Origin of the sequence: Paenibacillus sp. 1781tsa1, from assembly GCF_024159265.1 — a bacterium.
Classification (GTDB): domain Bacteria; phylum Bacillota; class Bacilli; order Paenibacillales; family Paenibacillaceae; genus Paenibacillus.
On the sequence record NZ_JAMYWY010000001.1, the window covers coordinates 3929131 to 3951772 of the forward strand.

At 44.9% G+C, this 22642-nt stretch carries 24 protein-coding genes; 5 read left to right on the forward strand and 19 right to left on the reverse strand.

The window, feature by feature from the left end; translation table 11 throughout:
* Positions 1-82 precede the first annotated feature (82 nt).
* The 3 genes from NKT06_RS17205 to NKT06_RS17215 all read right to left on the reverse strand — a co-directional run bounded on the left by NKT06_RS17205 (position 83) and on the right by NKT06_RS17215 (position 2534).
* A complete protein-coding gene (locus NKT06_RS17205) occupies positions 83-1093 on the reverse strand; it encodes an aldose 1-epimerase (protein WP_253436969.1) in 1011 nt (336 codons plus the stop codon).
* 178 nt (positions 1094-1271) lie between these two features.
* Positions 1272-2081: an MBL fold metallo-hydrolase gene (locus tag NKT06_RS17210; protein WP_253436973.1), complete on the reverse strand. Its 810-nt coding sequence runs from the start codon at positions 2079-2081 to the stop codon at positions 1272-1274.
* 180 nt (positions 2082-2261) lie between these two features.
* Positions 2262-2534, reverse strand: a complete 273-nt coding sequence (locus NKT06_RS17215) for a hypothetical protein (protein WP_047843332.1) — start codon at positions 2532-2534, stop codon at positions 2262-2264.
* A gap of 234 nt (positions 2535-2768) precedes the next feature.
* Between NKT06_RS17215 and NKT06_RS17220 the strand changes: the two genes are divergently transcribed.
* The 4 genes from NKT06_RS17220 to NKT06_RS17235 all read left to right on the forward strand — a co-directional run bounded on the left by NKT06_RS17220 (position 2769) and on the right by NKT06_RS17235 (position 7091).
* The gene (locus NKT06_RS17220) at positions 2769-4001 is read left to right on the forward strand and encodes an aminopeptidase (RefSeq protein ID WP_253436976.1); all 1233 of its coding nucleotides are present in this window, start codon (positions 2769-2771) and stop codon (positions 3999-4001) included.
* Positions 4002-4089: 88 nt separating this feature from the next.
* Positions 4090-5322, forward strand: a complete 1233-nt coding sequence (locus NKT06_RS17225) for an aminopeptidase (RefSeq protein ID WP_253436979.1) — start codon at positions 4090-4092, stop codon at positions 5320-5322.
* A gap of 247 nt (positions 5323-5569) precedes the next feature.
* The gene (locus NKT06_RS17230; RefSeq protein WP_215077671.1) at positions 5570-6160 is read left to right on the forward strand and encodes an RNA polymerase sigma factor; all 591 of its coding nucleotides are present in this window, start codon (positions 5570-5572) and stop codon (positions 6158-6160) included.
* The gene (locus NKT06_RS17235) at positions 6138-7091 is read left to right on the forward strand and encodes a hypothetical protein (protein ID WP_253436982.1); all 954 of its coding nucleotides are present in this window, start codon (positions 6138-6140) and stop codon (positions 7089-7091) included. Before NKT06_RS17230 ends, NKT06_RS17235 begins: the two co-directional genes overlap by 23 nt.
* Positions 7092-7093: 2 nt before the next feature.
* Here NKT06_RS17235 and NKT06_RS17240 read toward each other — a convergent pair whose 3' ends face one another.
* Positions 7094-7609 carry a hypothetical protein gene (locus NKT06_RS17240; protein WP_253436985.1) on the reverse strand — a complete coding sequence of 172 codons (516 nt, stop codon included), beginning with the start codon at positions 7607-7609 and terminating at the stop codon, positions 7094-7096.
* Between the two features lie 232 nt (positions 7610-7841).
* On the opposite strand from NKT06_RS17240, the gene NKT06_RS17245 reads away from it, so the two are divergent.
* Complete coding sequence (locus NKT06_RS17245; protein WP_253436988.1) at positions 7842-8486, forward strand: chloride channel protein; 645 nt, start codon at positions 7842-7844, stop codon at positions 8484-8486.
* A 69-nt stretch (positions 8487-8555) separates the two neighbouring features.
* On the opposite strand, the gene NKT06_RS17250 is transcribed toward NKT06_RS17245, so the two are convergent.
* From NKT06_RS17250 to NKT06_RS17320, 15 genes are all read right to left on the reverse strand, one after another.
* Positions 8556-9872, reverse strand: coding sequence for a hemolysin family protein (locus NKT06_RS17250; RefSeq protein ID WP_301289968.1), 1317 nt, complete (start codon positions 9870-9872; stop codon positions 8556-8558).
* A gap of 372 nt (positions 9873-10244) precedes the next feature.
* Positions 10245-11828: a sigma-70 family RNA polymerase sigma factor gene (locus NKT06_RS17255; protein ID WP_253436991.1), complete on the reverse strand. Its 1584-nt coding sequence runs from the start codon at positions 11826-11828 to the stop codon at positions 10245-10247.
* Positions 11829-12049: 221 nt separating this feature from the next.
* Positions 12050-12568 (reverse strand): spore coat protein GerQ, encoded by a 519-nt coding sequence (gene gerQ, locus NKT06_RS17260; RefSeq protein ID WP_483311578.1) that lies wholly within the window; start codon positions 12566-12568, stop codon positions 12050-12052.
* Between the two features lie 18 nt (positions 12569-12586).
* A complete protein-coding gene (locus NKT06_RS17265; protein WP_253436995.1) occupies positions 12587-13009 on the reverse strand; it encodes a cell wall hydrolase in 423 nt (140 codons plus the stop codon).
* A gap of 160 nt (positions 13010-13169) precedes the next feature.
* On the reverse strand, positions 13170-14855 hold the full coding sequence (locus NKT06_RS17270) for a hypothetical protein (protein WP_253436999.1): 1686 nt from the start codon (positions 14853-14855) through the stop codon (positions 13170-13172).
* A gap of 204 nt (positions 14856-15059) precedes the next feature.
* Complete coding sequence (locus NKT06_RS17275) at positions 15060-15809, reverse strand: glucose 1-dehydrogenase (protein WP_253437002.1); 750 nt, start codon at positions 15807-15809, stop codon at positions 15060-15062.
* 147 nt (positions 15810-15956) lie between these two features.
* A complete protein-coding gene (locus tag NKT06_RS17280; RefSeq protein WP_253437006.1) occupies positions 15957-16349 on the reverse strand; it encodes a DUF2500 domain-containing protein in 393 nt (130 codons plus the stop codon).
* 360 nt (positions 16350-16709) lie between these two features.
* Positions 16710-17858, reverse strand: a complete 1149-nt coding sequence (locus NKT06_RS17285) for a collagen-like domain-containing protein (protein WP_253437009.1) — start codon at positions 17856-17858, stop codon at positions 16710-16712.
* A 315-nt stretch (positions 17859-18173) separates the two neighbouring features.
* Positions 18174-18767: a C39 family peptidase gene (locus NKT06_RS17290; protein WP_253437013.1), complete on the reverse strand. Its 594-nt coding sequence runs from the start codon at positions 18765-18767 to the stop codon at positions 18174-18176.
* A 42-nt stretch (positions 18768-18809) separates the two neighbouring features.
* Entirely contained in the window at positions 18810-19352 is a 543-nt protein-coding gene (locus NKT06_RS17295) for a GNAT family N-acetyltransferase (protein WP_253437016.1), read from the reverse strand.
* A gap of 44 nt (positions 19353-19396) precedes the next feature.
* The gene (locus NKT06_RS17300) at positions 19397-19891 is read right to left on the reverse strand and encodes an AAA family ATPase (protein ID WP_253437021.1); all 495 of its coding nucleotides are present in this window, start codon (positions 19889-19891) and stop codon (positions 19397-19399) included.
* Positions 19892-19926: 35 nt separating this feature from the next.
* Positions 19927-20469 (reverse strand): GNAT family N-acetyltransferase, encoded by a 543-nt coding sequence (locus NKT06_RS17305; protein WP_253437024.1) that lies wholly within the window; start codon positions 20467-20469, stop codon positions 19927-19929.
* A gap of 28 nt (positions 20470-20497) precedes the next feature.
* Complete coding sequence (locus tag NKT06_RS17310; RefSeq protein WP_253437027.1) at positions 20498-21244, reverse strand: class I SAM-dependent methyltransferase; 747 nt, start codon at positions 21242-21244, stop codon at positions 20498-20500.
* A gap of 81 nt (positions 21245-21325) precedes the next feature.
* Positions 21326-21751: an NUDIX hydrolase gene (locus tag NKT06_RS17315; RefSeq protein ID WP_253437031.1), complete on the reverse strand. Its 426-nt coding sequence runs from the start codon at positions 21749-21751 to the stop codon at positions 21326-21328.
* A 60-nt stretch (positions 21752-21811) separates the two neighbouring features.
* Positions 21812-22591: a phosphotransferase family protein gene (locus tag NKT06_RS17320; RefSeq protein ID WP_253437035.1), complete on the reverse strand. Its 780-nt coding sequence runs from the start codon at positions 22589-22591 to the stop codon at positions 21812-21814.
* Between the last annotated feature and the right edge of the window lie 51 nt (positions 22592-22642).

Consider the following 22642-nt stretch of genomic DNA (forward strand, 5'->3'; position numbering starts at 1 on the left):
ATCTCGTCATATTATACATGATTTACGAGCAGGTTTTCACCTTTTCGACAAAATTGTAAGCGTAGCGCAAAACGAGCGTGAATTATTTTTGTGACGCAATTGGATACAATCGGCTGCTCTGTTCGAATAGTTCACCTGGTGCCAGACCGACCAATCCGATTTCTTCTGCAGGGATGCCTTCAACATTAGGAGCGTTAACCAGGTTCATCTGTGGTTCAGGGCAGAAGAATTCGCCACCCATGTTATTATTCCAGATCATCCAGTGCTTGTAGGAAGTACCTACATCATATACCAGTTTGTCTCCAGTACGGTGATCCGTAAGTTCCATATAGTTACGACCATTCTGCGGTTCTGCAGTGTAATGATTATCCATGGCAGCGAAGAACGGGCTAACTCCGTCTTTCTTCAATAGTTCTTCCTCAGGTGTAAGCGGTTGAAATTGTCCTGTTGGCAGAGAACGCTCATTCAATTCACGTCGTTGTCCAATCGTAACTTTGGCCGTGTAATCCGAGGATTGACTGTCCGGTGCAAAAGGTACTGCGATTGCCGTATGGAATGCAAACAAATTCGGCATGGTTTCCTTTCCGGTGTTGCGGACGATCAATTGCTGCTGAAGTCCTTGGCTACTCAAAGAGTAACGAAGCGTCACCGTGAACGTAAACGGCAGGTATTGATGGAATGTATGCCCTTCTTTCACGTCCTGGCTAAGCAACACATAGCTCTCCAGCTGATCAGAACCATATCCCTCGACCTTCCACTCGGCATCATGCAAAAATCCGTGCAGATGGTTACCTGTAGCCGGTTCGTTCACAGGCAACTGATAGACTTTACCATTCCACGGGAAACGTCCATCCTCATAACGGTTTGGTGGAGATAGAATCGGAATTCCATAGACCGCAGGTGCAGCCATAAACTCATCCATCTGATCCTGATTCGGCTCTCTCAAGTAACGGAATCCTTTTTCCGTATCACGGAAAGCAACGAGGTTGGCACCCACGCTTGGAATAACTGCCGCTTCAAACTGATTGAAACGAAGCCAGACGGCCGGTATCCCTCCAAATTGTTCTTCAAATGCTGCATTTTGCTGTGTCATCGTTATATGTACCTCCTGCATACTAAGGTTATATTATACGGCTCGACTATATCATGCCCGAGCACAAAATACCAATCTATGATAGAGAACAAATTGATGATAGAAAAACAAAAAAGACAGGAAAAAGACAGCTGCAATCCCCTGCGGCTGTCTCTGCATACTTCTTATGTTGGTTGAATTAATCCACATATTTGCCGTGATCCGGCACTGTACTTTCTTCAAAATCCAGATCAAGCCGCTTCAGGGATTCGCTAAGCATATCTCCGCTCAATGCATGCCCATGCCCGGTAATCGCAAGTTTCGGCTCCAGATGCCTGATATGCTGAACAGATTGATGAGCAGCCTGCCAATCCGTTGTGAAATAGGACGGCGGGCCATGCAACTGTTTGTCCTGAAGCAACACACTCCATAGTGATTCCTGCTTCACCGTGATGATCGCGTCACCCGCAATTAACAAACGGTCTGCTTCTCGAAACAGCGACACATGTCCAGGGGTATGACCTGGTGTATGCACCCACTTCCAGCCTGAAACGCCTGGAACGGAATGATCTTTGGGTAAACTGAATATCCGATCATCCAGATTGATTGCCTCATTGGGATATGCGAATGACAACCTGGACATTAAACCTCCACCTACAGAAGGGTCCGCTGGCGGGTAATCTTTCAATCCCGTTAAATACGGAATTTCAAGCGGATGAGCATACACGGGCACACCCCAGAATTGTTCCAGCTCAATAACGGTTCCTACATGGTCGAAGTGACCATGCGTCAATATGATCGCAGACGGCGGACCTTGAAATCGTTCTGTTGCAACCTGAACAATATGATCTGTGAACCTCGCCATTCCGGTGTCCACGAGGACCCAGTTCCTGCTTCCTGGCTCTCCGATGAACACGACATTAACGAATAGTGTACGTAGACTGAGAATATCGGGCGCGACTTCTTCAAGTCCCGTCAACCCTTCTGTAATCAGATTGTCAGATGCCATTCACGGTTACCTCCCATTAGGCGGATTGTCTCTCTGGTTCCATTCATCTCGTAGACTTCCCTTTTCTGGATCATCTATTCAACATTTCCAATAAAATAGACGGTATACACCCTGTTTCGGGCATACACCGTCTAGTATAGTCATCGACACAACACAATAGAACAAGAACATCTCGGTCAGTTAAGCCGGAAATGCCTCCAAAGCAGCATCGAGCAATTGATTGTACAGATCGTCATCATTTTCAAGCAACTCGTCCATACGCAGTAACTCTTCTTCATCACCGGATTGCTCCGTGAAATGCAAGCTATAGTCCCAATCTTTTCCGTTCTTGCTCATGAAGGTAATCTCATATACTGACTTTTCTCCTTCTGTGCGGTAAACGGTATTTCCCACGTATCCTTTTTCACCTTCACGGCGCATTTCAGCACTTATAATTTCAATATTCACAATCATTCTCTCCTTTAATCTTTCATCTACAGGCGGTCTCCAACATTTCTGGTAAACCTAGTTTGGTAATTATTATTGGTTAATTGTACAATATATAACGTAGCAACGTATACCTTATTCAATGAAGGAACCATTGGAGTCCTTACATAGTTGTAATGAGGATTATAAATACGTGTTTGACCAACATCTATAATAGCCAACAAGCTACGATATTATTATCACATTGGAGGAAAAAATAGCATGAATACTTTCGAAACGAATCTGCAGCAATATGCTGAACTGGCTGTACAAGTCGGTGTCAATATCCACCCTGGACAGACGCTTGTGGTTAACGCGCCAATCTCGGCAGCGCATTTTGTACGACTGATTGTCAAAGCAGCTTACGGTAAAGGTGCCAAATTGGTCAAAGTTAACTGGAGCGATGAAACCGTTACACGTCTTCATTACGATCTTGCACCAGATGAAGCCTTCTCCATTGAACCGAAATGGTTTGCAGCTGAAATGACTGAACTCGTTGAAGAAGGCGCCGCTGTACTGCACGTCATCGCTGAGAATCCGGATCTGCTGAACGGTGTAGCTCAGGAACGCATTATTACTAGCCAAAAAGTGCGCGGCAAAGCGCTTGAAAAATATCGTTCGTATCAGATGGCTGACAAATTCAGCTGGTCTATTGTAGCCGTTCCTTCTCCGGAATGGGCAGCTAAAGTATTCCCGGACCTGCCGGAAGCACAACAAGTGGACCGCTTGTGGGATGTTATTTTCAAAACCGTACGGATCGGTGAACAGGATGCTGTTGCCGAATGGAAAACCCATTTACAAAATCTCGATTCCCGCGCTGATCTGTTGAACAACAAAAAATACAAGAAGCTTCACTATACAGCTCCAGGCACAGACTTGACCATCGAACTCCCAGAAGGACATATCTGGGTATCCGGTGGAAGTGTGAATGAGCAAGGACATGTCTTTATTGCCAATATGCCTACCGAAGAAGTATTCACAGCTCCGCTGAAAACGGGTGTTAACGGTACCGTTCGCAGCACGAAACCACTGAGCTACGGCGGCAACCTGATTGACGGATTCTCCCTGACATTCGAGAACGGTCGAATTGTAGATTATACCGCTGAGCAGGGACTGGACGCACTCAAAAACCTGATCAAGATGGATGAAGGTGCACACTATCTGGGTGAAGTAGCCCTTGTTCCACATCAGTCACCGATTTCTGATACGAATATTTTGTTCTACAATACACTCTTTGACGAAAATGCTTCCAACCACTTGGCGATTGGTAATGCCTATGCCTTCTGTCTGGAAGGTGGTAAATCGATGTCCAAAGAAGAGTTGATTGAACGTGGCATGAACTCCAGTCTCACTCATGTAGACTTCATGATTGGATCTGGAGAAATGAACATCCACGGTGTAACCTCCGAAGGTACAGAAGAGCCTATCTTCCTGCAAGGAAACTGGGCATTTTAATCCCCTTTGATGGATTATGAGAGAGGAGATCACTCCTCTCTTTTCCTGCGTCAACAGGTCAAAAATTCAACAATTGGAGGGAACTCATATGTTAAGTTTCGAACAAAAACTGGATCGTTACGCTGAACTGGCTGTAAGAGTAGGCGCAAACGTGCAGCCCGGGCAAGTATTTGTCATTAGTGCCATGATTGATACCGCTGAATTCGTACGCTTGTTGGTGCGTAAGGGATACGAGGCTGGTGCCAAGCAGGTGATTGTAAAATACGGTGATGAAACGGTGAATCGATTGCGGTTTGAGATGGCCCCTGAGGAATCCTTCCAAGAGCCGCCGAAATGGCATGCAGCGGAGCTTGAAGAACTGGCTGCCAATAATGCGGCCTTCCTGACGGTATTGTCATCCAGCCCAGACCTGATGAAAGGTATTGATCCTGAGCGGATCTCGACCCATCAGCGTACATTTGGTCAGGCGATGGCCAAGTACCGTCAGTATCAACAGGCGGATAAAATGAGCTGGACGGGTGTGGCTTGTCCTTCCCCCGATTGGGCTGCCAAAGTATTCCCGGATCTCCCGGCAACGGAGCAGGTTAACCAGCTGTGGGAAGCCATTTTTGCTGCGGTAAGAGCTGATCTGGAGGACCCTGTAGCGGCCTGGGAACAGCATATTGAACGACTGGAAACCAAAGCGGTTGCACTGAACAACAAGAAGTATCAAGCATTGCATTTCCTCTCCCAGGGGACGGATCTTACTGTCGAGCTTCCAGAAGGTCATATCTGGGCGCAGGCAGGTAGCGTGAATGAGCAAGGCACCCCTTTTGTAGCAAATATCCCGACAGAGGAAGTATTCACTGCTCCAGCCAAGCACGGTGTTAACGGCAAGGTGTCCAGCACCAAACCACTCAGCTATGGCGGCAGTATCATTGATCGTTTTTCACTCACATTCGAGAATGGACGTATCATTGATTTTCATGCCGAAGAAGGTCAGGATACGCTGGAAAGACTCATCTCCATGGATGAAGGTTCGCATTACCTCGGCGAAGTGGCTCTAGTTCCCTTCCATTCCCCGATTTCAGAAAGCGGTATCTTGTATTACACGACATTGTATGATGAAAATGCATCGTGCCATCTCGCGATTGGCAGTTCCTACGCATTTAATATCGAAGGTGGCAAATCGATGTCTCCTGAAGAGCTTGCAGCTCGTGGCATGAACAGCAGTATCACCCATGTGGACTTCATGATGGGCTCGCCCGAGACGGACATCTACGGTATTACGGCAAACGGTGAACGTGAAGCCATCTTCCTTAAGGGAGACTGGGCATTCTAACAGATTACGGAGAGTTATCTCCCGTAATGTATTTTCACTGAACAGTCGAAAAGGCTGTCTTGCAACCATGTGTTTATGGTTGGCGAGACGGCCTTTTATTAGTTTTCAGCAAACTGTTCCATAGGCTATACCCACTTCCCTCATCTGGTTTTTCCCGGACCAACCTCCCATTGTATCGTTTCCATATTATGTTGTAAAATGTAATGATACCAATGTTTGTGGATTGTTCACCAGAAAGGAGAACATCATGGCCAATCGGCTCCAGTTACTACTCGCCTCAGATTTCCATAATTTAGGCTCTGCACTTCAGGAAGAAGTGTATTATGAATATTATAATATGGTACATGGTCTTATCGTTTATATCATCAAGGAGCGTGCTGCAGCAGAAGATATTATTCAGGAAGCTTTTATCAAAATCATTAAAAACAAACCCATTTTCGAAGACGAGGTCAAACTGAAAGCCTGGCTCAAGGTCGTCACACGGAACACAGCTATTAATTATCTGAGAAAAAATAAAAATAACCGTAACCAAGTGGATACGGATAGTGTTTTTATAGATATGGAGACGATGAATCAGACAGCAGCTTCCGTGGAAAGCATGGTAGAAACGCAGATGATGGAAGAGTCTATTGAATATTATCTTGGACAGCTCAAACCGGAATATCGTGTACTGGTGGAGTTACGGTGGAAAAAAGGTCTCTCCTACCGAGAGATGGCCGAACTGCTGGATACCTCCGAAGACATTGTGAAGCAACGCTTGTTCAGAGCCCGCGGCAGTATCAAGAAGAAATTACATAAGGAATGGGGTGGAAGCATTGAGCAAAGGCAAGTCCGATAAGAACGTGGAGCCATTCGATTCAGAGCTGGAAGACGAATATTTCGACGCTGCGTTTGATCTGGCTTTTGATGAGGCTTTCCATCATGCCGTCTCTGCCCCTTCCGCCTCCCATACCGAATCCATGCAGCAATCTTGGCAGAAGGTACACAGGGAAATTAACAAAATCGGTTTACGTAAAAAAAGAATACGTACCTTGCGACTTTCAGTTGTCGTAGCTGCATCGGTGACCATTGGGGCCGTTATTTTCAGCCTGCCGTCCGGTACGCAAGCGGTATCCCCGTTTGTACAATCCATCAAGGATTGGGGCAATGGCATGAAATCCATTGTCATCGAGGATCGCACGACCCATCTGGGGGCTGATCCGTCAACAGCCAAAACGCCTCCACCTCCGGAAACGAGCTTAGATGACATTCTTAAAGTACAAGAAGAAGAGGCTCTTAATACACCTTCGTATGAGTTATCGAGCCACCTGCTTCGTCCAGTACTTGTTACGGAAGAAATCGCCCGCGAAGGGTTCATGGGTGACTTTCTGTTATCCAAGGCCATTCCCGAGCGATTCAATAAGGTCAAATTCGAACTTGTGCTTGATACGGAAAACCCTGTGAATCCAGACGATTATTATGAGTCCAACCAAATGAGAGTTCAATATACCAGTGAAGGCAAGAGCATAGAGGATGAGATTATCCAGTTTGATTATGTTTATGTCATGCCTGGGGAGAAAATTGAAGGGGCCATGCTTCGTGATATGAGCACCGTCAAGCTGGCGGACGGCACGGAAGCACTGATGTATATCGGCCCACCCTATAACTCCTTTCAGTGGATGATGGGTTCCAACAATATGAGTCTGTTTGGCACCCTTTCGGAAGAAGAGATGACTGCGATTGCCAACGATTTTCAAGAGCAGAAGTTTCCCGGCAGCACCAGCCGATAAGATCAAAACAACACGGTGCCAGAGACATGTTTGCTTGTATCCGTGGTGCTTCCATCATACGCTGTATGGATACTGGTAACGCGATAATAATATCCTGGCATAACGGTCCAATCCGATGTAGCATTCAGTAAGTTTGAATTCGTTGCAGTGTTGGAATTGGCTTTGAAAGTCACCCATACTGTTCCTGTCCAGCGCTCAAGTCGATAATCTACGGAAAGTGTCTTCATTGCTGTATAGGTCGTGGTCTTGGTATTGACGATAGCCGACAGTCCTCCCCCAGGGATGACTGCACCGACCGCTTGATAGATATGTCCACGTTCGCGAGTGTTAGCGAGCGAATGGATGGATGGTTCTGGCGGCGGTGGAGCTGTAAGTGCACCAGCAGAGGACACCTTGATAATCGGGCTTGCAACGGCTGGTTCAGACGTAGGTATAGCCAGGAGCGTCGGCACCATGAACAAGGCAACAAGTGTTATTTTTAGAATAGATGCTGCACTCTTCGTTTTCATTTTCCGCATATTGATCCATCCTCCGCTTCTATACTTCATTTTGTGTAAGGGTATAAACGGACGGATCGGGTGACAGGTTTCAAAAAAAATTAGACGCTCCGATGTTTCTGTCGGCAGCGTCTTTTGTATTTTTTATACATTTCCAACATGGTGAAACCTAAATTATTCCATCCCGTATGTATTCAGTAATGTATGCACGAAACCAAAGTAACCAACATGAGTTGCAAATGAGGTGTATCCCTTGAGTAAACTTCATTCCAAATCCAGAAGACATCGTCACAATTCCAATCCGAATGAGTTACACATCGAAGTATCCCGATCGTTCAAACGTTGGCTTGTCATTCTAATGAGTGCGCTTACCGTCGGGACCTTAGTATATTTCTTGGCTACAGCCCGGGAAAACTGGATAAGCATGGGGATTGACCGCTATGTATTGCCCTTTATGATCTGGGGACTTGTACTATCCCCCATCCTTGCTTTTCTTTTCCTCAGACAGAGTGGCCGAACCCTTTCCCACGTCAAATTTTTACGTGTTTTCGGGGTTGCTTTCTGCCTTCTGCCTCTGGCTCTTCTGTTTTACGTGTTACCTGCAACACTCGGCATGGTGAATGATCACTTAACCCAGTATAAACAAAATCCGGTGTTATCCACCACTAAGGTGGGGGACTACAATTCCTACGAGATTACTTTCGTTGACATGTACGATATCATCACGATAAAGACACCGACGACAACCAAATCCACTCGAAAAAAGCTGAATATCCAGCATGATCTCGCTCCTGGAGAGAATGTTTATGTTACTTATAAGCGAATTTATATCAAAAATAGCTTGGTCACAGAGAACCGTTACGCCGATATTGTCATTCACGCACCCAAAGAATCATGAGCATGCAAAGAAGCTGTACGATGACCATTACGTCACCATACAGCTTCATTTGTACCGATTTCGATCTGGCTATGCGCCTTCTTCTTCAACCAACAGTTCCAGCTTAATCACGTTCACTCGGGAAATCCGCTTATGCTCTGTCTCTTGAATGACAAATACATACCCCCCATACTCAACCGATTGACCAACCTCAGGTGGAATGGTATCTACTCTGGAGTATAACCAGCCCCCGATGGTATCGTAATCGGCACGATCCATCTCCAGTCCGAATCGTTCACTGACTTCTTCAATCAGCATCAATCCATCAATGGAGTATTCCATCTCATCCACTTGCTCAATGGCAGGACGCTCCTGGTCGAATTCATCCTGAATCTCACCTACGATCTCTTCCATGATATCTTCAAGCGTGACAAGCCCGGAGGTTCCCCCGTATTCATCAATCAGAATAGCAATCTGTGTCTTGCTACGCTGCATGCGCTTGAGCAGATCACTGATCAGTGTGGTATCTGGTACAGCCAGGATTGGTCGGATTACGGAAATGGTATCCGTAAGTTGGGATCGCATCAGATCCTTAATGTGAATAAAGCCGATAATATGATCCTTGTCTCCGTTATATACCGGATACCTTGTTCGCATACTCTCACTGGCAATCTCCAGATTTTCCAGCATGGACTCATTGGCATTCAGACAGATCATTTCCGTCCGCGGAATCATAATTTCACGGGCGGTTGTATCCGTAAAATCAAATATATTATCAACAAGTGCTAATTCAGTGTTATCAATTAAACCGCTCTTATTGCTTTCTTTCATCAGAATGCGTATTTCATCTTCGCTATGTGCCGAGTCCATCTCCGAAGCTGGTGCCATTCGGAACAGTCTCAACAAGCCGTTAGCCATACCGTTCAGTGCCCATATGAATGGATACATTAACTTGTAGAAGAACGTTAGCAAAGCCGCAGACCACAACGTGATCGTCTCAGATTTTCGAATCGCCATCGTTTTGGGAGCAAGTTCTCCCAGTACAATGTGCAAGATCGTAATAATCACAAATGCAATGGCAATAGAGATTCCATGAACGTAGACTGGTCCCAGTCCAAATGCGGTAAACACGGGCTCTAACAGATGTGCAATTGCCGGTTCTCCCAACCACCCGAGTCCCAGTGAAGCCAAAGTTATACCTAGTTGGCAAGCTGACAGATATGCATCCAGATTGCGTACGATATTGGAAGCATAGATGGCATTTTTGTTGCCTGTTTCCACCAAAGCCTCAATCCGACTTCCACGAACCTTCACCATCGCGAATTCCGCCGACACAAAGAAACCATTCATCAATACAAGTAAACCAATTAATACTAAATTTAAAATACTCGGTAAGGGGTCACTCAAATTTTCATCCTATTCGCCGTCATTCTTCGGCAAATAGGTCCACCTCCTTCGAAAATGTAGGATATTAGCCATTCTGCCGCTCATATGCAATTTCAACTTCCCAATGCTTCCACCTCCACCGTGTTCTGTCGAATAATAAAGATATGCTTCTTTTATTATATAATTCTACACTACACAGTCAATCCGTGTCCTATGACAACGAAATGGCACAAACGCCTTATTTCTTTAACAAAAGTAACGATTTCTCTGTTTTTTTAAGATTTCACATACAATCATCTAACCAAACCAAAGAGAGTATCCTCGCTCATGCTTTCGCATCGCTGGATACTCTCTTTTTGCAATACTGTTATTTTCTCAGATTTTATCCACTAATTACGATGTAGACTCAACCTCCACTACGGTCTCAGAAGCGGAATTCCAGCGCCACCCGGCTTGTTTTCCGCTTTCGTTATGCAAACCACCGATCCAGAATTCATCCTGCTTCAGCAGCGCCCAATCGACTTCTCCATTCAACACCTGAATTCCGAGTTCCGTAAGCGACAGGACTCCGTCACGGAATGTTTCATCATGTTGCTTGAAATTAGGGAAAGTTGTTGCTCCAATCATCTGAAGCAGAGCATGAGGTCCTTCTGTCATCCGCTTCAGATGTGCCCAGTATTCAAGATCACCCATCCCGAGAATATGCAGCTTGTCCCCTACCTCGCGAAATAATGGATACGGATGCTCTACCCCTGCTCTAATGGTCTCCAGTGTGGTCTGCTCAATCAGCCCCAGACCGTTTGATACAGATGGCAGACGGGACAAATGTGCCTTAAATGCAGCTTTTGCAAAGGGTAGCGCAGAAGTGTCTGCCTGCAAGTAATCCAGATGATGCCGGAAATCCGTTGACGTATAGGCTTCCCAGAACTGTGCACCGGCTTGTAACTCATTTCTCTCAATCACATGCCAACTCCCAGACAGCCGTTCGATCTGAGAGGAGGTAAGCTGTCCCAGTCCTCTAAAGTGCTCAATCTCTGGATACGAGTCAATACAGAGCAGATTCAGTTTCGTATTCTGGAGTGCTTGTCCTTTGAAATAATGTAACAGGTAAGATAACATCGTCTGATCATAGAGATCATATTCGAACCATAAGACAATCTCCTTATATTGTTGAAAGGAATGCAACTTGCGTTCAAGCTCCTCAATCTGCAAGTATTCCGTCTGTGGAATGCCCAACTGCCGTTCCAATACGGAGGCCCGATTCTTCCGCTCTTTCGCATCTTCCATATCTTGGGCTACCGGTCCGAATGTGTACAATTCTCTCCATACGAGGATATCTCCCTCGATTCCACTCTCTCTTAAACGATTGGCAGCGTGATCCCCATTCATAATGTGTAACAATCCTTTTCCTCCTTCATATAAGTCATTGAACATAGAGACCAGATCCCTCACGGGCATAGAGCGCTTGAGTTTGGATCGGGCATCGAACAGCCTTTTCTTTAATGCAGGTACGTTGACCCCGAGGAAATCCGATATTTCCTTAAGCGAGTATCCTTCCAAATAAAACAGTTCAACAGCTATCCGCATCGATGATGGCAGTATTGCAATACAATCACGCAGCGTACGATTCATTTCGTTTTGCACCGCTTGTTCTTCGGGATTATGCGCCTGATCCTCTTCATGGAATACATGCTCCAGCTCCTGAACTGGAATCATCGTATGTTGCTTGCGTCTTAGCCAGCGATAACACTGCCTCTCCACGATCACCTTGAACCACCCCGGAAAAGCCTCTAGGTCCTCCAGTTTGGACAGATTGGCAAAGGCTTCCGTAAAGGCTTCCTGCACAACATCTTCTGCCCAAAATGGTTCCCCTAACCGGTGGTAGGCTACAGCAAGAGCCATTCCGCGATATTGCGACATCAGTTGTGCGTAAGCTTCGGGTTCGCCCTTCATTGCTCCTTCAATCCATGACTTCAATGCTATAGACTCCCTTCATATAGGCATGTTGCTGGTCTGTTCATATATAAGTGCCATCTTTTTATCAAAAGGTTACGTATGACTCAATTATTTAGCCGTTTTGAATAACTGCTTATGTAAAAAGCTGCCCCGTTTGCGGATAACCTCCACATTCTCGGGACAGCCTGCAATTCACTATGTGTTAAACCTGTCAAATATCAATTGAAATCGAGAAGCGCCAATTAGAATCTGCTTGGAGCTTGTGGGTAGTTGCCTACCACGCCCGGATATTGATACAACAATGGCTCATCAAATGTAGCATAGTCGAAGTTGACCATCAACAGCATAATCCGTCTTCCTGTCTTCGGGTCGCTGATAATAATATGGTCACGGCCCGCTGCTTCAATAATACCTTGGAATATGCGAGCGTTCCATTCTTTGTTGCCTTCATATGTCATGTAGAACGTGCCGTACTTCCCAAGATTCAGACGCAGAATATTTTCAATGTATGACTGTTCAAATTGAGGAGCCGTTGTCGTAACTACAGCACCCGTAGGTGTCATTGGACTTCCGCTGGATACGAGTGGCGGTACACTAGTCGAGCTAGGAGATACCATCCCTGGTGTTGGCGACATGGAAGGCATTCCGTTACCAATTTTGTATGACGTACCTTGAACCTGAGAATTGGCTTGTTGACCCAATACGGAATTCGCTTGCTGACCCAATGTTTGAGTCGTCGGTTGATACGGTTGATTAATCATAGTGATTCCTCCCCAAATTTAATAGACTTCCGGACAGTCGTCGCCTGTCGGACTGAAGAAACAATGTGCTTTGAAACGTCCTGTATTTTGCTGGTTATACCACGTATCCGGACAGTCGCCCACAGGTCGGAAAAACCACAACGAATTGCTGGCTGGCCAAAAACGTTCTCCATTAATTACACGTTGCGCCAAACGAATCTCGGATTGTCTCGCCCGTTGGTAGAAGTATCCCTTCTGTGTTGACTCGAAGCCTCCGGGGTTCTGAAATACCATGCGGTTGATGTCGCGAATATCTCTAAAGTCCAGACAATCCACCAACACCCGGTTCACACCTACATTACCTACAAGCAGCATGCCTTGTTCGCCGTCACCTTCAGCCTCCGCCCTCAGCAGCCTAGCCAGCAGCTTGACGTCCTCTGAGTTGGCTTTAATAACAGCCATAGTCTGTTTCCTCCTTTGTTTCAGCTGTTCATCACCGTACATCGTATTGTGCAGGAGCCCATTCGGTGACACGATTCCATCTTTTTTCCATAAAAAAAAGCCCGGAACCTCACCCACGGTGAAGTTCCAAAGCAAGTTATTTCTTATAATACTCGCCTGTTTAAGGCTTGGCTTCAATCCAATAATCATAGGCATGTACAATGTTGCCCTGGTAAGCCTGATGTTCGGCCAGCAGATCCGGAAGCTTGGCAAGCTGAAGTTCCATCTCCGCTGCCCCTTTCTCATAAAAAGAAATATGAGGACCTTCATGGTTCTGTTTCATTTCTACCGAAATCATCAACCTTTTGCCCAGACGATCTGCAATCTCCATCTCCTGACTCACAACAGCAGCAATCCCATTGGAACCTTCGGCGCTGTTACGGAAAGCCATCATAGACACATGATCAAGTGTATCAATCATAAACTCTGTCACAGACATGTCTTTTCCCGGCAGCGGGAAGGTATCCAGCCATACAGCAAGGTCTGCACTCGTTTCGAGATCGCTGTCCTTCTTCGTTTCTTCCTGGAAAAATGTAATGTTGGCAGCCCATTCGGTCAGCAGGGTGTCCCGACTATTCTCCCAATCCGGCAAGGTGTAAGGCTCAATATCCAGATGGATGCCTTCAAATCGTTCATCCGGCTCGGATTCCGCATTATAGTTTTTCACATAATCAATCAAGCGCTGAATGCGTGGACGGTTCTCCTTCTTGCCCCAGATGGGGTGTCCACCCATCGCATGGATCTCAATGCCCTGTGCTTTTGCCCGTTTCACAAAACTGCGGTAACTGGAATAGGGTTGATCCAGATCTAACCTAACGTACAACCAGTTAACATTCTGCTCTCTCGCAAACTCTAGTATGTGCTCTCCCCCGTCATTCGTCACTTGAGAGGCCTCCCAGATATACGTTCCCCGAATCTCTGGCTGATTGGATGGATTCTCCGGTGATGGCAGTTCTGACGGCTCCAGCTGTCCCCAGTATACGATGTCATGTACAGCAGAACCGGCGTAAGAAGTATGCTCACTGAATGCGGAGGCAACTTCTTCAATAACGCTTTCCAGCTGCGCTGCACCTTTACCGGCAAAAGTCGTGAATTCCTCGCCAGGCATTGGCTTGGTGTTCAACCCAACGGTGACGCTCACATTGCTGGCATCGGCCCAGTTCATTTCCTGTTCAATTAAACGTATGATACCATTGTTCCCTTGCGCGTTATCACGGTAAGCGAGTAAAGTGACATGATCCACTCGTTCAATGAACCAACGTGACAATGGTTCGTTATCTGCATCCTCAGAAACTCTGTTCCCTGTGACGGTATAGGAGTCCAGCCAAAATGGCAGGTCAATATTCACTGCAACTGCGCCATCCTGTCTCACTTGCTCAAATAACAGATTCATATTGGCCACCCAGGATTGTACCAATGGCTTGGCATCTTCTTGCCAAGCTGGTAATACATAGGGCTTGATATCCAGATGTATGGCATCAAATTGCTCGTTGGGCTCAGCAGCCTGATTGTAGTCACTTACCCATGACGCTAATCTGAGCATGGGGCCTTCACGCCCACTGACCGCCCAGGATGGATCGCCTCCCAGCGCTTCAACCGCAATACCTGCACGGCTGGCTTTGGCTATAAACGTCTGGTATACCTCCTTGGACAGTGTCATGTCTACATTCACGTACAGCCTGTTTATCTTATGTTTAGCTGCATTAGCCAACAGCTCATCTCCGTTGCTAACAGACTGTGCCTGCCATACCCAGGCCGCCCGTATATCCGCGCCGTCAGCTTCAGCAGGTGACTCATTCCCTATCATTATCATCCCTCCGATCAGCAGTAACAGCCAAAATACCTTCCGGGATTGTTTCCCGAACATATACTCCCTCCATTCCTCTACTGTTGTAAAATCACATTTATTATAGCAACCGAGTTATTAAAAACAAATAAGCCCAAGTGCTTAACTTGGGCTTATTACTCTTAAGTCGGTATAGCGGAGGGCTCGCCCGGATCGATCCCGGTTCTAGTCCTCATATATCATTTTTCGGGTCATGCCTCCATCAATAACGAGGTTGGTCCCTGTGACAAAGGTATTGCTTGGATCAGATAAATATAGACAAGCACGGGAGATATCCGAAGGAACACCCACACGACCAGATGGATGCTGCTCATGATCCTCCTTTTTCAATTTCTCCACGTCACCTGTCTCAATCCATCCCGGACTGATACAATTGACCCGAATTTGGTCTTTGCCCAGTGAGACCGCCAGCGCATGCGTCAGAGCTACAATCGCTCCTTTGGATGCGGCATAAGCTTCGGTATCAGGCTCAGACATCAGTGCACGTGTAGAAGCCATGTTGATAATGGCCCCCCCGTGTTCATTGCTTTTCATATGTTTGGCTGCTTCCCGACTCGCTAAAAAGCAACTTCTCACATTGGTATTGAGTACATCGTCCCATTCTTCCAGCGTTAGCTCATAGGGTGATTTCCATTTGGCGAGTCCTGCATTATTCACCAAAACATCAATTTGTTTGAATTCATCTACGGTCGTACGAAAAAGGTTCGTAATGTCCCGCTCGCTCCGAACATCACATTGGACAAAGATGGCTTCTCCACCTTCATTACGAATGGAAGCTGCGGCTGCCGCACCCTCCGCTTCCTTATAGTCAGCAAGTACAACTTTGGCCCCGGCAACCGCATAAGCCTCAGCCACACTCCGTCCGATTCCCTGAGCGGCACCGGTTACAACAACGACCTGATCTGTAAATGACATATTCATTGCCTCCTCTATGATAATGATCCTTTGATCCTAATCTCATTATGCCTCTTCTTATATAAATACACGTCAGGGCCAATAAGAAACGCTTGTCCAGCAAATAATCAAAAAAAGCTCACGCCATCCTGGCGCAAGCTGCTCGGTTTAACCACGTAGGCGTTCGGAATACACGCGATTATATCGCTCGAAGCCTATATAACGCGTTCCTTTGAATGAGAGCCGTCCTTCATCCCCCTCAGCGCACAAACCATACTCTTCGCCATTAACTTTGAATTCGAGTCGATCTCCACTCTCCACTTCAAAGGTGACGAAGTATAACGTTCGTGCTGTACTGCCTGGTTCAGATTGCGTCTGACTCAACTTCATCCGTCTGCTGGTGATTCGTGAAGGCACGGTCAACAGCGGCTCCGAGTTGTTGCGTCCCCACCTCCATACCTCTTTTCCCATCGACAGAAGGACTATACCTATAATCAGAACAAATACAACCGGAAAGACGGTTCCAAACAAATCAAACATCCAGGATGATTCAATGCCCATGTCTCTCCCTCCGTTCATACAACTTAGGACAGCCGGAGTCTTGACCCGTCTCCTGTAATGTATATGCGGAGGTACACAGAACTTGTTAACCCGATTAAATATTTGAGCAATTAAATCAAAGAAGGAGTGAATGAATACGGTGCGCTTCATTGATTGACTCTTGTCCACTACTCCGCTACCGAAACATTGCCAATATTATTTTTGGTCATCATATCGAATTAGATTATGTACAACATCAGCTCCAACTGAGATAACAGCCTTGAGTAAAGCACTGTTATCTCAGTTCAAGCAAACCAGTGTTACCATTGTGCATGCATATTTAAACAAGCAAAGGACAATTAGCCAAGGCTGTTAACGGACTCATGCTAATTGTGTGATCACAAGATGTGCCGATACAGGTCTTGTTCCACCCGCAAGTGGCGTAATTGTTAACGCAGTAGAATTACCAGCCGGGTTCCGAACGGTCAGAATAGAATTAATCACGGTTGTCTGCACCAAAGACATACCCACAATCTGAGACGTTCCCGTAGCTCGCCCAACTACTGTAGGGGCCAAATCTGCCCCATTGAGGGTTAAGATTAATTGACCCGCTTCATTGATACTCACTTGGAACAAAATCTGATACGTACCAATGGCTGCCAGATTGAATGAACTAGGCCCCGTACGGGCGATAGTAGTTCCACTTGTCGGCCCATCCTGAGGAAAGCTCACATCCGTACCGGGAGCAACCGTTGCAGCATTATTAGGTGGCATCAGTGCGAAAAAGTCAGCGAATCCCAGCACGCTTCCAGCTGCTCCTGTCGCACCTGTAGATCCTGTTGCCCCAGCGGGACCAGCTACTCCTGTCGCTCCTGTCGGGCCAACTGCCCCAGCGGGGCCTACCGCTCCTGTTGCACCAGCTGGTCCTGCCGGGCCTACTGCTCCAGCGGGGCCTACCGCTCCTGTTGCACCGGCTGGTCCTGCCGGGCCTACTGCTCCAGCGGGACCTACCGCTCCTGTTGCACCAGCTGTGCCTGCCGGACCTGCTGCTCCTGTCGCACCGGTTGGCCCAACAGCTCCAGGGGGGCCAGGAAAACCTTGAGCTCCAATTGCACCGGCAGGCCCAGGATTACCTTGCGGACCCTGCGGCCCTACAGCCCCTGCTTCTCCCGGAATGCCCTGGGCTCCCATGGGTCCAGCAGGTCCAACCGGACCTTGAGAGCCTACGGCTCCAGCAGGACCAGGCTGTCCCTGAGGTCCTTGTGGTCCGGGCGGCCCTCCCGCTGGCCCTTGAGCTCCAGGTGGCCCTTCAACCCCTTGTTTACCTGGAATACCCTGTACGCCTTGTATTCCTTGGGGTCCTGTTGGACCAACGACGGTAGGGGTAGAGATGTTTACTTCTGGAGGCGGACATTTTACTTGAACGAACTTTTTAACCACTTTCAATCGACGGTCTTTTCTTTTAATTTTACATGGATGTAATGTTGCCTTTTTTCTCTTCATTCGTTTCTTCACTTCTGAATGACTCACCGTGTGGACACCTCCCTATGGACATAGTTTAACGTACGTATGTAGATGAAAAGGTGCGTGGACGAACAACCATTTTAGTAAAAAACTCAGCTAATTCCCAGGAAAAACAATAAAATTTATATCACACCGCCCATACGATTGATCTATTTTGTTCTAACCATTAATTGAGTCGAGCTGGTTTACGTAACGATATTTGTTCAAAAAAACTCATGCCATTTGGGCATGAGTTGCTTGGTTTAACCACGCAGACGTTCCGACTAAAGCAGATTAGTTGGTTTAAAGCTAATATTTCATGTCCCTTGAAAGAGGGCCGTCTTAAATCTGCGTCGGATGTACGACGATATATGAGTTTTGACAAAAGGGCAACCATGAGCCCCATAACGTGTTGAGTTCACTTATGCTGATTTTTCGATTGTAATATTCTTCATCACAATTAATCTTGTGATCTAACGATTCAACCAAGTAAAAATGCGTTTCATCATAACCAACGACGGGAACAAAATGCAAATAACGTTGTTTGGGATGTACTCTAATAAATAAAATAACAGGCACCCCTTGGCTGATCTGCTTCTTCAACGTGTTCACATTTCCACGTAAGTACATTGCCTGATATCCTAGCTTCCTGAAAAAAACAACGACCGCTTTGGGATATACCGTCCCATCCAGTAATTTGCGAGGATAGGTTTCATAAAGCTTTGTTCCGTTGGACTCCAAACCGAAATGTCTCAAGACAAACGCACTGGAAAATGCAGCGCATTCGTAGTTTTTCTGAATATCCAAACGATTTGAAGATTGAATGTAATATGTACTTGGCACATTGACTGTGTAGATGCGATCTTTCTTAGGAAAACTGAAATAAAGGGAGATCACCCAGAGAATAATCAACCAAAGTAATACATTGAGAAACAATTCGTGACCTCCTTCGTCTCATCAGACGATGTACTCTACCGTTTAAGTATGCCATTCACTAGACAGCAGACTATACGTCACAATATTCTCATAATGATCGTAGACCCATTGAGCTTCTCTGGATGTACCTTCATTTGAAAATCCGATTTTCTCAGGTATAACCCTGCTTTTAAAATTGTTTTCTGCACATTGAATAATGACACGATTTAACTTCAACTCGTTAAAGAGGTATTTAAGCAATTGCTCTATTGATTTGGTAATGATTCCTTTGCCCTGTGCTGACTCAGCTAAAAAATATCCAATGCTCGTTGCTCGATTATTCCAATCAATATAATGCAATCCTAACATCCCGACCAATTGTTCATTGAACCATATTCCGGAATCAAAACCGTTCTTCTCTTCATAATTATGTGTCCATACTTCTATTACAGAATCTAAATCACTGGGCGATTGTCTTTTATCAACCCAGAGTAACCACGCTCTCAAGTACTTTCTGTTCTCATCAATTAACGCATACAACTCATCTCTATCTCGAGATTGGATCAGCTTTAATACAATAGATTCATTCACTTGAAAAGGCAGCATCCTGTTCCTCCCACTCAATCTAACTATGAGGTTATTTTAGTTGTTCATTCCTCACACCAGTTCTTTAAAACCCATTCTTTAATTTGTTCAGCTACTCCCACTGCTGTAAGTTCTGTCGTATCAATTGTTGGCATTGGCGGGTCAAATGCAGTTTCCGAATTCTGGAGTAACCAGTTGGCAAAATTCTTGTGATCTTCAACCAGGTTCTCGTCCCACCCACGAGCTCTTAAACGCGTCTCGCGAGTAACATCGTCACAATGCAAATTCATATATATAATTCGATCAAATCGATCGATGTAATCGGACGATGCAATGTTTTCCGGCACCATCGTTCCACATAAAACAGTCCCTCGTCCACTTAGGGATATGCTATACGCAATCCTCAACCAATTCTCTTTGGCAATCTGCCAATCGACATTATCGATGATATCCATATCAAAGACGTCAAATTCGGGAAGCTGCTTGCGAACAAGCGAAGAGATCGTTGTTTTTCCTGTTCCACTTGCGCCTGTCACTATAAATAGCGGTAATCTTCTCATAACTAGCTCCTTTAGTTAAAATAAAATTTGATTTATTACGTTCTCCATTGATCTGCTTTCAACCCATAAATAATCCTGTTTAAATATGCACCGTTAATATATTCGTAATCTCTTAATTCACCTTCACGTTGAAAGCCTAATTTTTCAGGAATTGCGCGGCTTTTGAAATTATCTGTTGCTACGCCAATTTCAACTTTATTTAATTCAAGTTCATCAAATGCGTAATCAATTAGCACTTTAATCGATTTTGTAATAAGTCCTCTACCCTCATATTCCTTACCTAGCCAATATCCTATTTCAGTTTTCTTGTTTTCTTGATCAATGTATAAGTATCCAATAGAACCAGCAAGCTCGTCTCCACACCAGATTCCTAACCAATAACCATCATCTTGAGCATAGCGTATACGTGTTCCCTTGATGAAGGTTCTTGAATCATCTTCTGTTAATGTCATACTGGGGAACTTCAACCACGCTCCTATATGATCCCTGTTTCTATCTATCAAATTATATAATTGGGGTGCATCTTTCATCGCCAATATCGTTACATAGGTAGCAGTATCCAATTGATATTTAAACATAGTCCACTCTCCGATTCATTTCATTTAATCATCGTTTTCTTGCTTTGATCACAAAAGTTACAGGTAACATCTTCGCTCTTTTAAGGAGGCTATCGCTACTATTATGTAATTGCATGATATCCTCATCGGATTCCTCGATCATTTGTTCAATGACAAATCCCGCTTTCGCCAACGCATTGATATAGGTTGATATTTGACGATCAGCCAAGGTTAATTCGCCCTGACAAGAATCTGGAGATACCGCATACCACGATTCATCAGAATATGGCTTATTGAAAACAAATCTATCGTTTTCTTCAACAACACATCTGTTTATTGGATGAGACCAGCTGAAAATAAAAATGCCATCTTTCTTTAAATAATAAGCGATTCGGCTGAAAGTACCTTCAAGATCGGTTGTCCAACCTATGGCATAAATCGAATACACAGCGTCAAAATAATTAATAGGGATACTAGATTCCTCTTCCATGGGTGAACATATCAATGTTGCAGAAATACCATATGTTCTCAAGTGTTGTTGTGTCTTTTCTATCTGTTTCTGGGATATATCCATACCCCATAGCTCACCTGCTTTGCGATCCCCATGATACTGCAAGGATTGACCATCTCCACAGCCCACTTCTAACATCTTTAATCCTGAGACATCCCCAAATAGTTGGTGTTTTTCTTCTGATATGAATGCTCCATAATGTGGAAGCACGATTGCTCTCAAAAAGTCATTCCCTCTTGTATCCCAATAGAAGCTGTTTGTTTCATAAACACTGTTCTTGTTCATCTGTTAGCCTCCTTTATACGCCTACGTCCAGAACAACACTTGTTACCCTCGTTGAAATATGTAATCTCATTTCCGGAAACATTAAATATTATTCTTATCACTGAACTCAATGCAAAAAGGTTGCATCTCAGGGTTCAAGCAATACTCTATTCTTTCTCTGAAGTTTTTCCATTCGACTTTTAAAATCGCTTCTTCAATTGGAAAGAAACCAGAGTCTAAACTCTCAGATGATGTCGTTAATTCCCCACCAATCGGTCTTGCTAGAAATAATGTGTTACATATTGAATTTTCGATATTCTGAAATATTCCACAAAACTTGATAATTTCAATGTCGATGCCAGATTCTTCTTTCGTCTCTCTAATTGCAGCTTGACTAAGAGATTCTCCTTCTTCTACTTGACCACCTGGCATTTCCCATCCTCTTCGTGGTCCTCTAATAAGTAATAATTCATTTTTGTCGTTTATCACTATTGCAGCGGCAGATACGATATGTTTTGGAGGGCTCATTTGTTTTACTCCTTCTAAAGAGATTGGATATGCATTTGAAGAACGTAGTATAAAAACATTCTAAAAAAAGTTATATATCCCGTCTCCAAAATAATTGTACTCTTCATCCGTTATTCTTAACTTTCCATAACCCTTATAAAATATTTCTCTATCTTTTTCATTATCAAACGCATTAAGCTTCGGTCTAATGGCTAATGCTACATCATATCTTGGATCGCCATAAGCTGCTCCTGCCCAGTCAATAACTCCAACAATATTACAATCATTAACTAGCACATTATCTATAGTAAAATCTCCATGAATAAAAGTGTTATCTATTGGTTTTGGCCTTGCTTCTTTCAACTGTTGAAGTCGTTCTGCAGACCCGTCTACAGCAAAATGAGTTAGATTATATTCTGCTTTGTTAAGTATTGTATCTAACCAGGCACTGTCATTGTTGAGTAATTCAATGGGACAAGAGCTTTCATGTATTCTCTTTAAACTAAGCCCAAAGTTAAAAATCGCTTTTTCTTTACTTTGGAGGTCAGGCATCTTAGAGAGAAATTCTCTTAAAGTTATTCCGTCAATATAATCCATCAGGAGCCATCTCGATGTGTCCTCCGTATGAAATGAATATACCTTTGGAACAGGGAGTCCCGAATGGTGAAGGTATTGAAGCACCTTATGTTCATCGGATAACCATTCATTATAAAGAGCGTTTTCTGTCTTCTTGATGATGTACTTTTGGTCGAATGTATCCAGAATAGCCACAGTAGAGGTATGACCTTGCTTAGGAAAAGTGATTTTCTGAACTTTCCCTATATGTTCTTTTATATCAATGGGGAGATCCTGAATATTCATGGTTTCATCCTTTCTGCTATTTATTGTCCTTTTTGATCATGTTCTCGTCGA

Coding starts and splice junctions, on each gene's coding strand:
- NKT06_RS17205 (WP_253436969.1), bottom strand. CDS start 1,093: ATGACACAGCAAAATGCAGCATTTGAAGAACAATTTGGAGGGATACCG.
- NKT06_RS17210 (WP_253436973.1), bottom strand. CDS start 2,081: ATGGCATCTGACAATCTGATTACAGAAGGGTTGACGGGACTTGAAGAA.
- NKT06_RS17215 (WP_047843332.1), bottom strand. CDS start 2,534: ATGATTGTGAATATTGAAATTATAAGTGCTGAAATGCGCCGTGAAGGT.
- NKT06_RS17220 (WP_253436976.1), top strand. CDS start 2,769: ATGAATACTTTCGAAACGAATCTGCAGCAATATGCTGAACTGGCTGTA.
- NKT06_RS17225 (WP_253436979.1), top strand. CDS start 4,090: ATGTTAAGTTTCGAACAAAAACTGGATCGTTACGCTGAACTGGCTGTA.
- NKT06_RS17230 (WP_215077671.1), top strand. CDS start 5,570: ATGGCCAATCGGCTCCAGTTACTACTCGCCTCAGATTTCCATAATTTA.
- NKT06_RS17240 (WP_253436985.1), bottom strand. CDS start 7,609: ATGCGGAAAATGAAAACGAAGAGTGCAGCATCTATTCTAAAAATAACA.
- gerQ (WP_483311578.1), bottom strand. CDS start 12,568: ATGATTAATCAACCGTATCAACCGACGACTCAAACATTGGGTCAGCAA.
- NKT06_RS17265 (WP_253436995.1), bottom strand. CDS start 13,009: ATGGCTGTTATTAAAGCCAACTCAGAGGACGTCAAGCTGCTGGCTAGG.
- NKT06_RS17270 (WP_253436999.1), bottom strand. CDS start 14,855: ATGATAGGGAATGAGTCACCTGCTGAAGCTGACGGCGCGGATATACGG.
- NKT06_RS17275 (WP_253437002.1), bottom strand. CDS start 15,809: ATGTCATTTACAGATCAGGTCGTTGTTGTAACCGGTGCCGCTCAGGGA.
- NKT06_RS17280 (WP_253437006.1), bottom strand. CDS start 16,349: ATGGGCATTGAATCATCCTGGATGTTTGATTTGTTTGGAACCGTCTTT.
- NKT06_RS17295 (WP_253437016.1), bottom strand. CDS start 19,352: ATGCTGCCTTTTCAAGTGAATGAATCTATTGTATTAAAGCTGATCCAA.
- NKT06_RS17300 (WP_253437021.1), bottom strand. CDS start 19,891: ATGAGAAGATTACCGCTATTTATAGTGACAGGCGCAAGTGGAACAGGA.
- NKT06_RS17305 (WP_253437024.1), bottom strand. CDS start 20,469: ATGTTTAAATATCAATTGGATACTGCTACCTATGTAACGATATTGGCG.
- NKT06_RS17310 (WP_253437027.1), bottom strand. CDS start 21,244: ATGAACAAGAACAGTGTTTATGAAACAAACAGCTTCTATTGGGATACA.
- NKT06_RS17315 (WP_253437031.1), bottom strand. CDS start 21,751: ATGAGCCCTCCAAAACATATCGTATCTGCCGCTGCAATAGTGATAAAC.
- NKT06_RS17320 (WP_253437035.1), bottom strand. CDS start 22,591: ATGAATATTCAGGATCTCCCCATTGATATAAAAGAACATATAGGGAAA.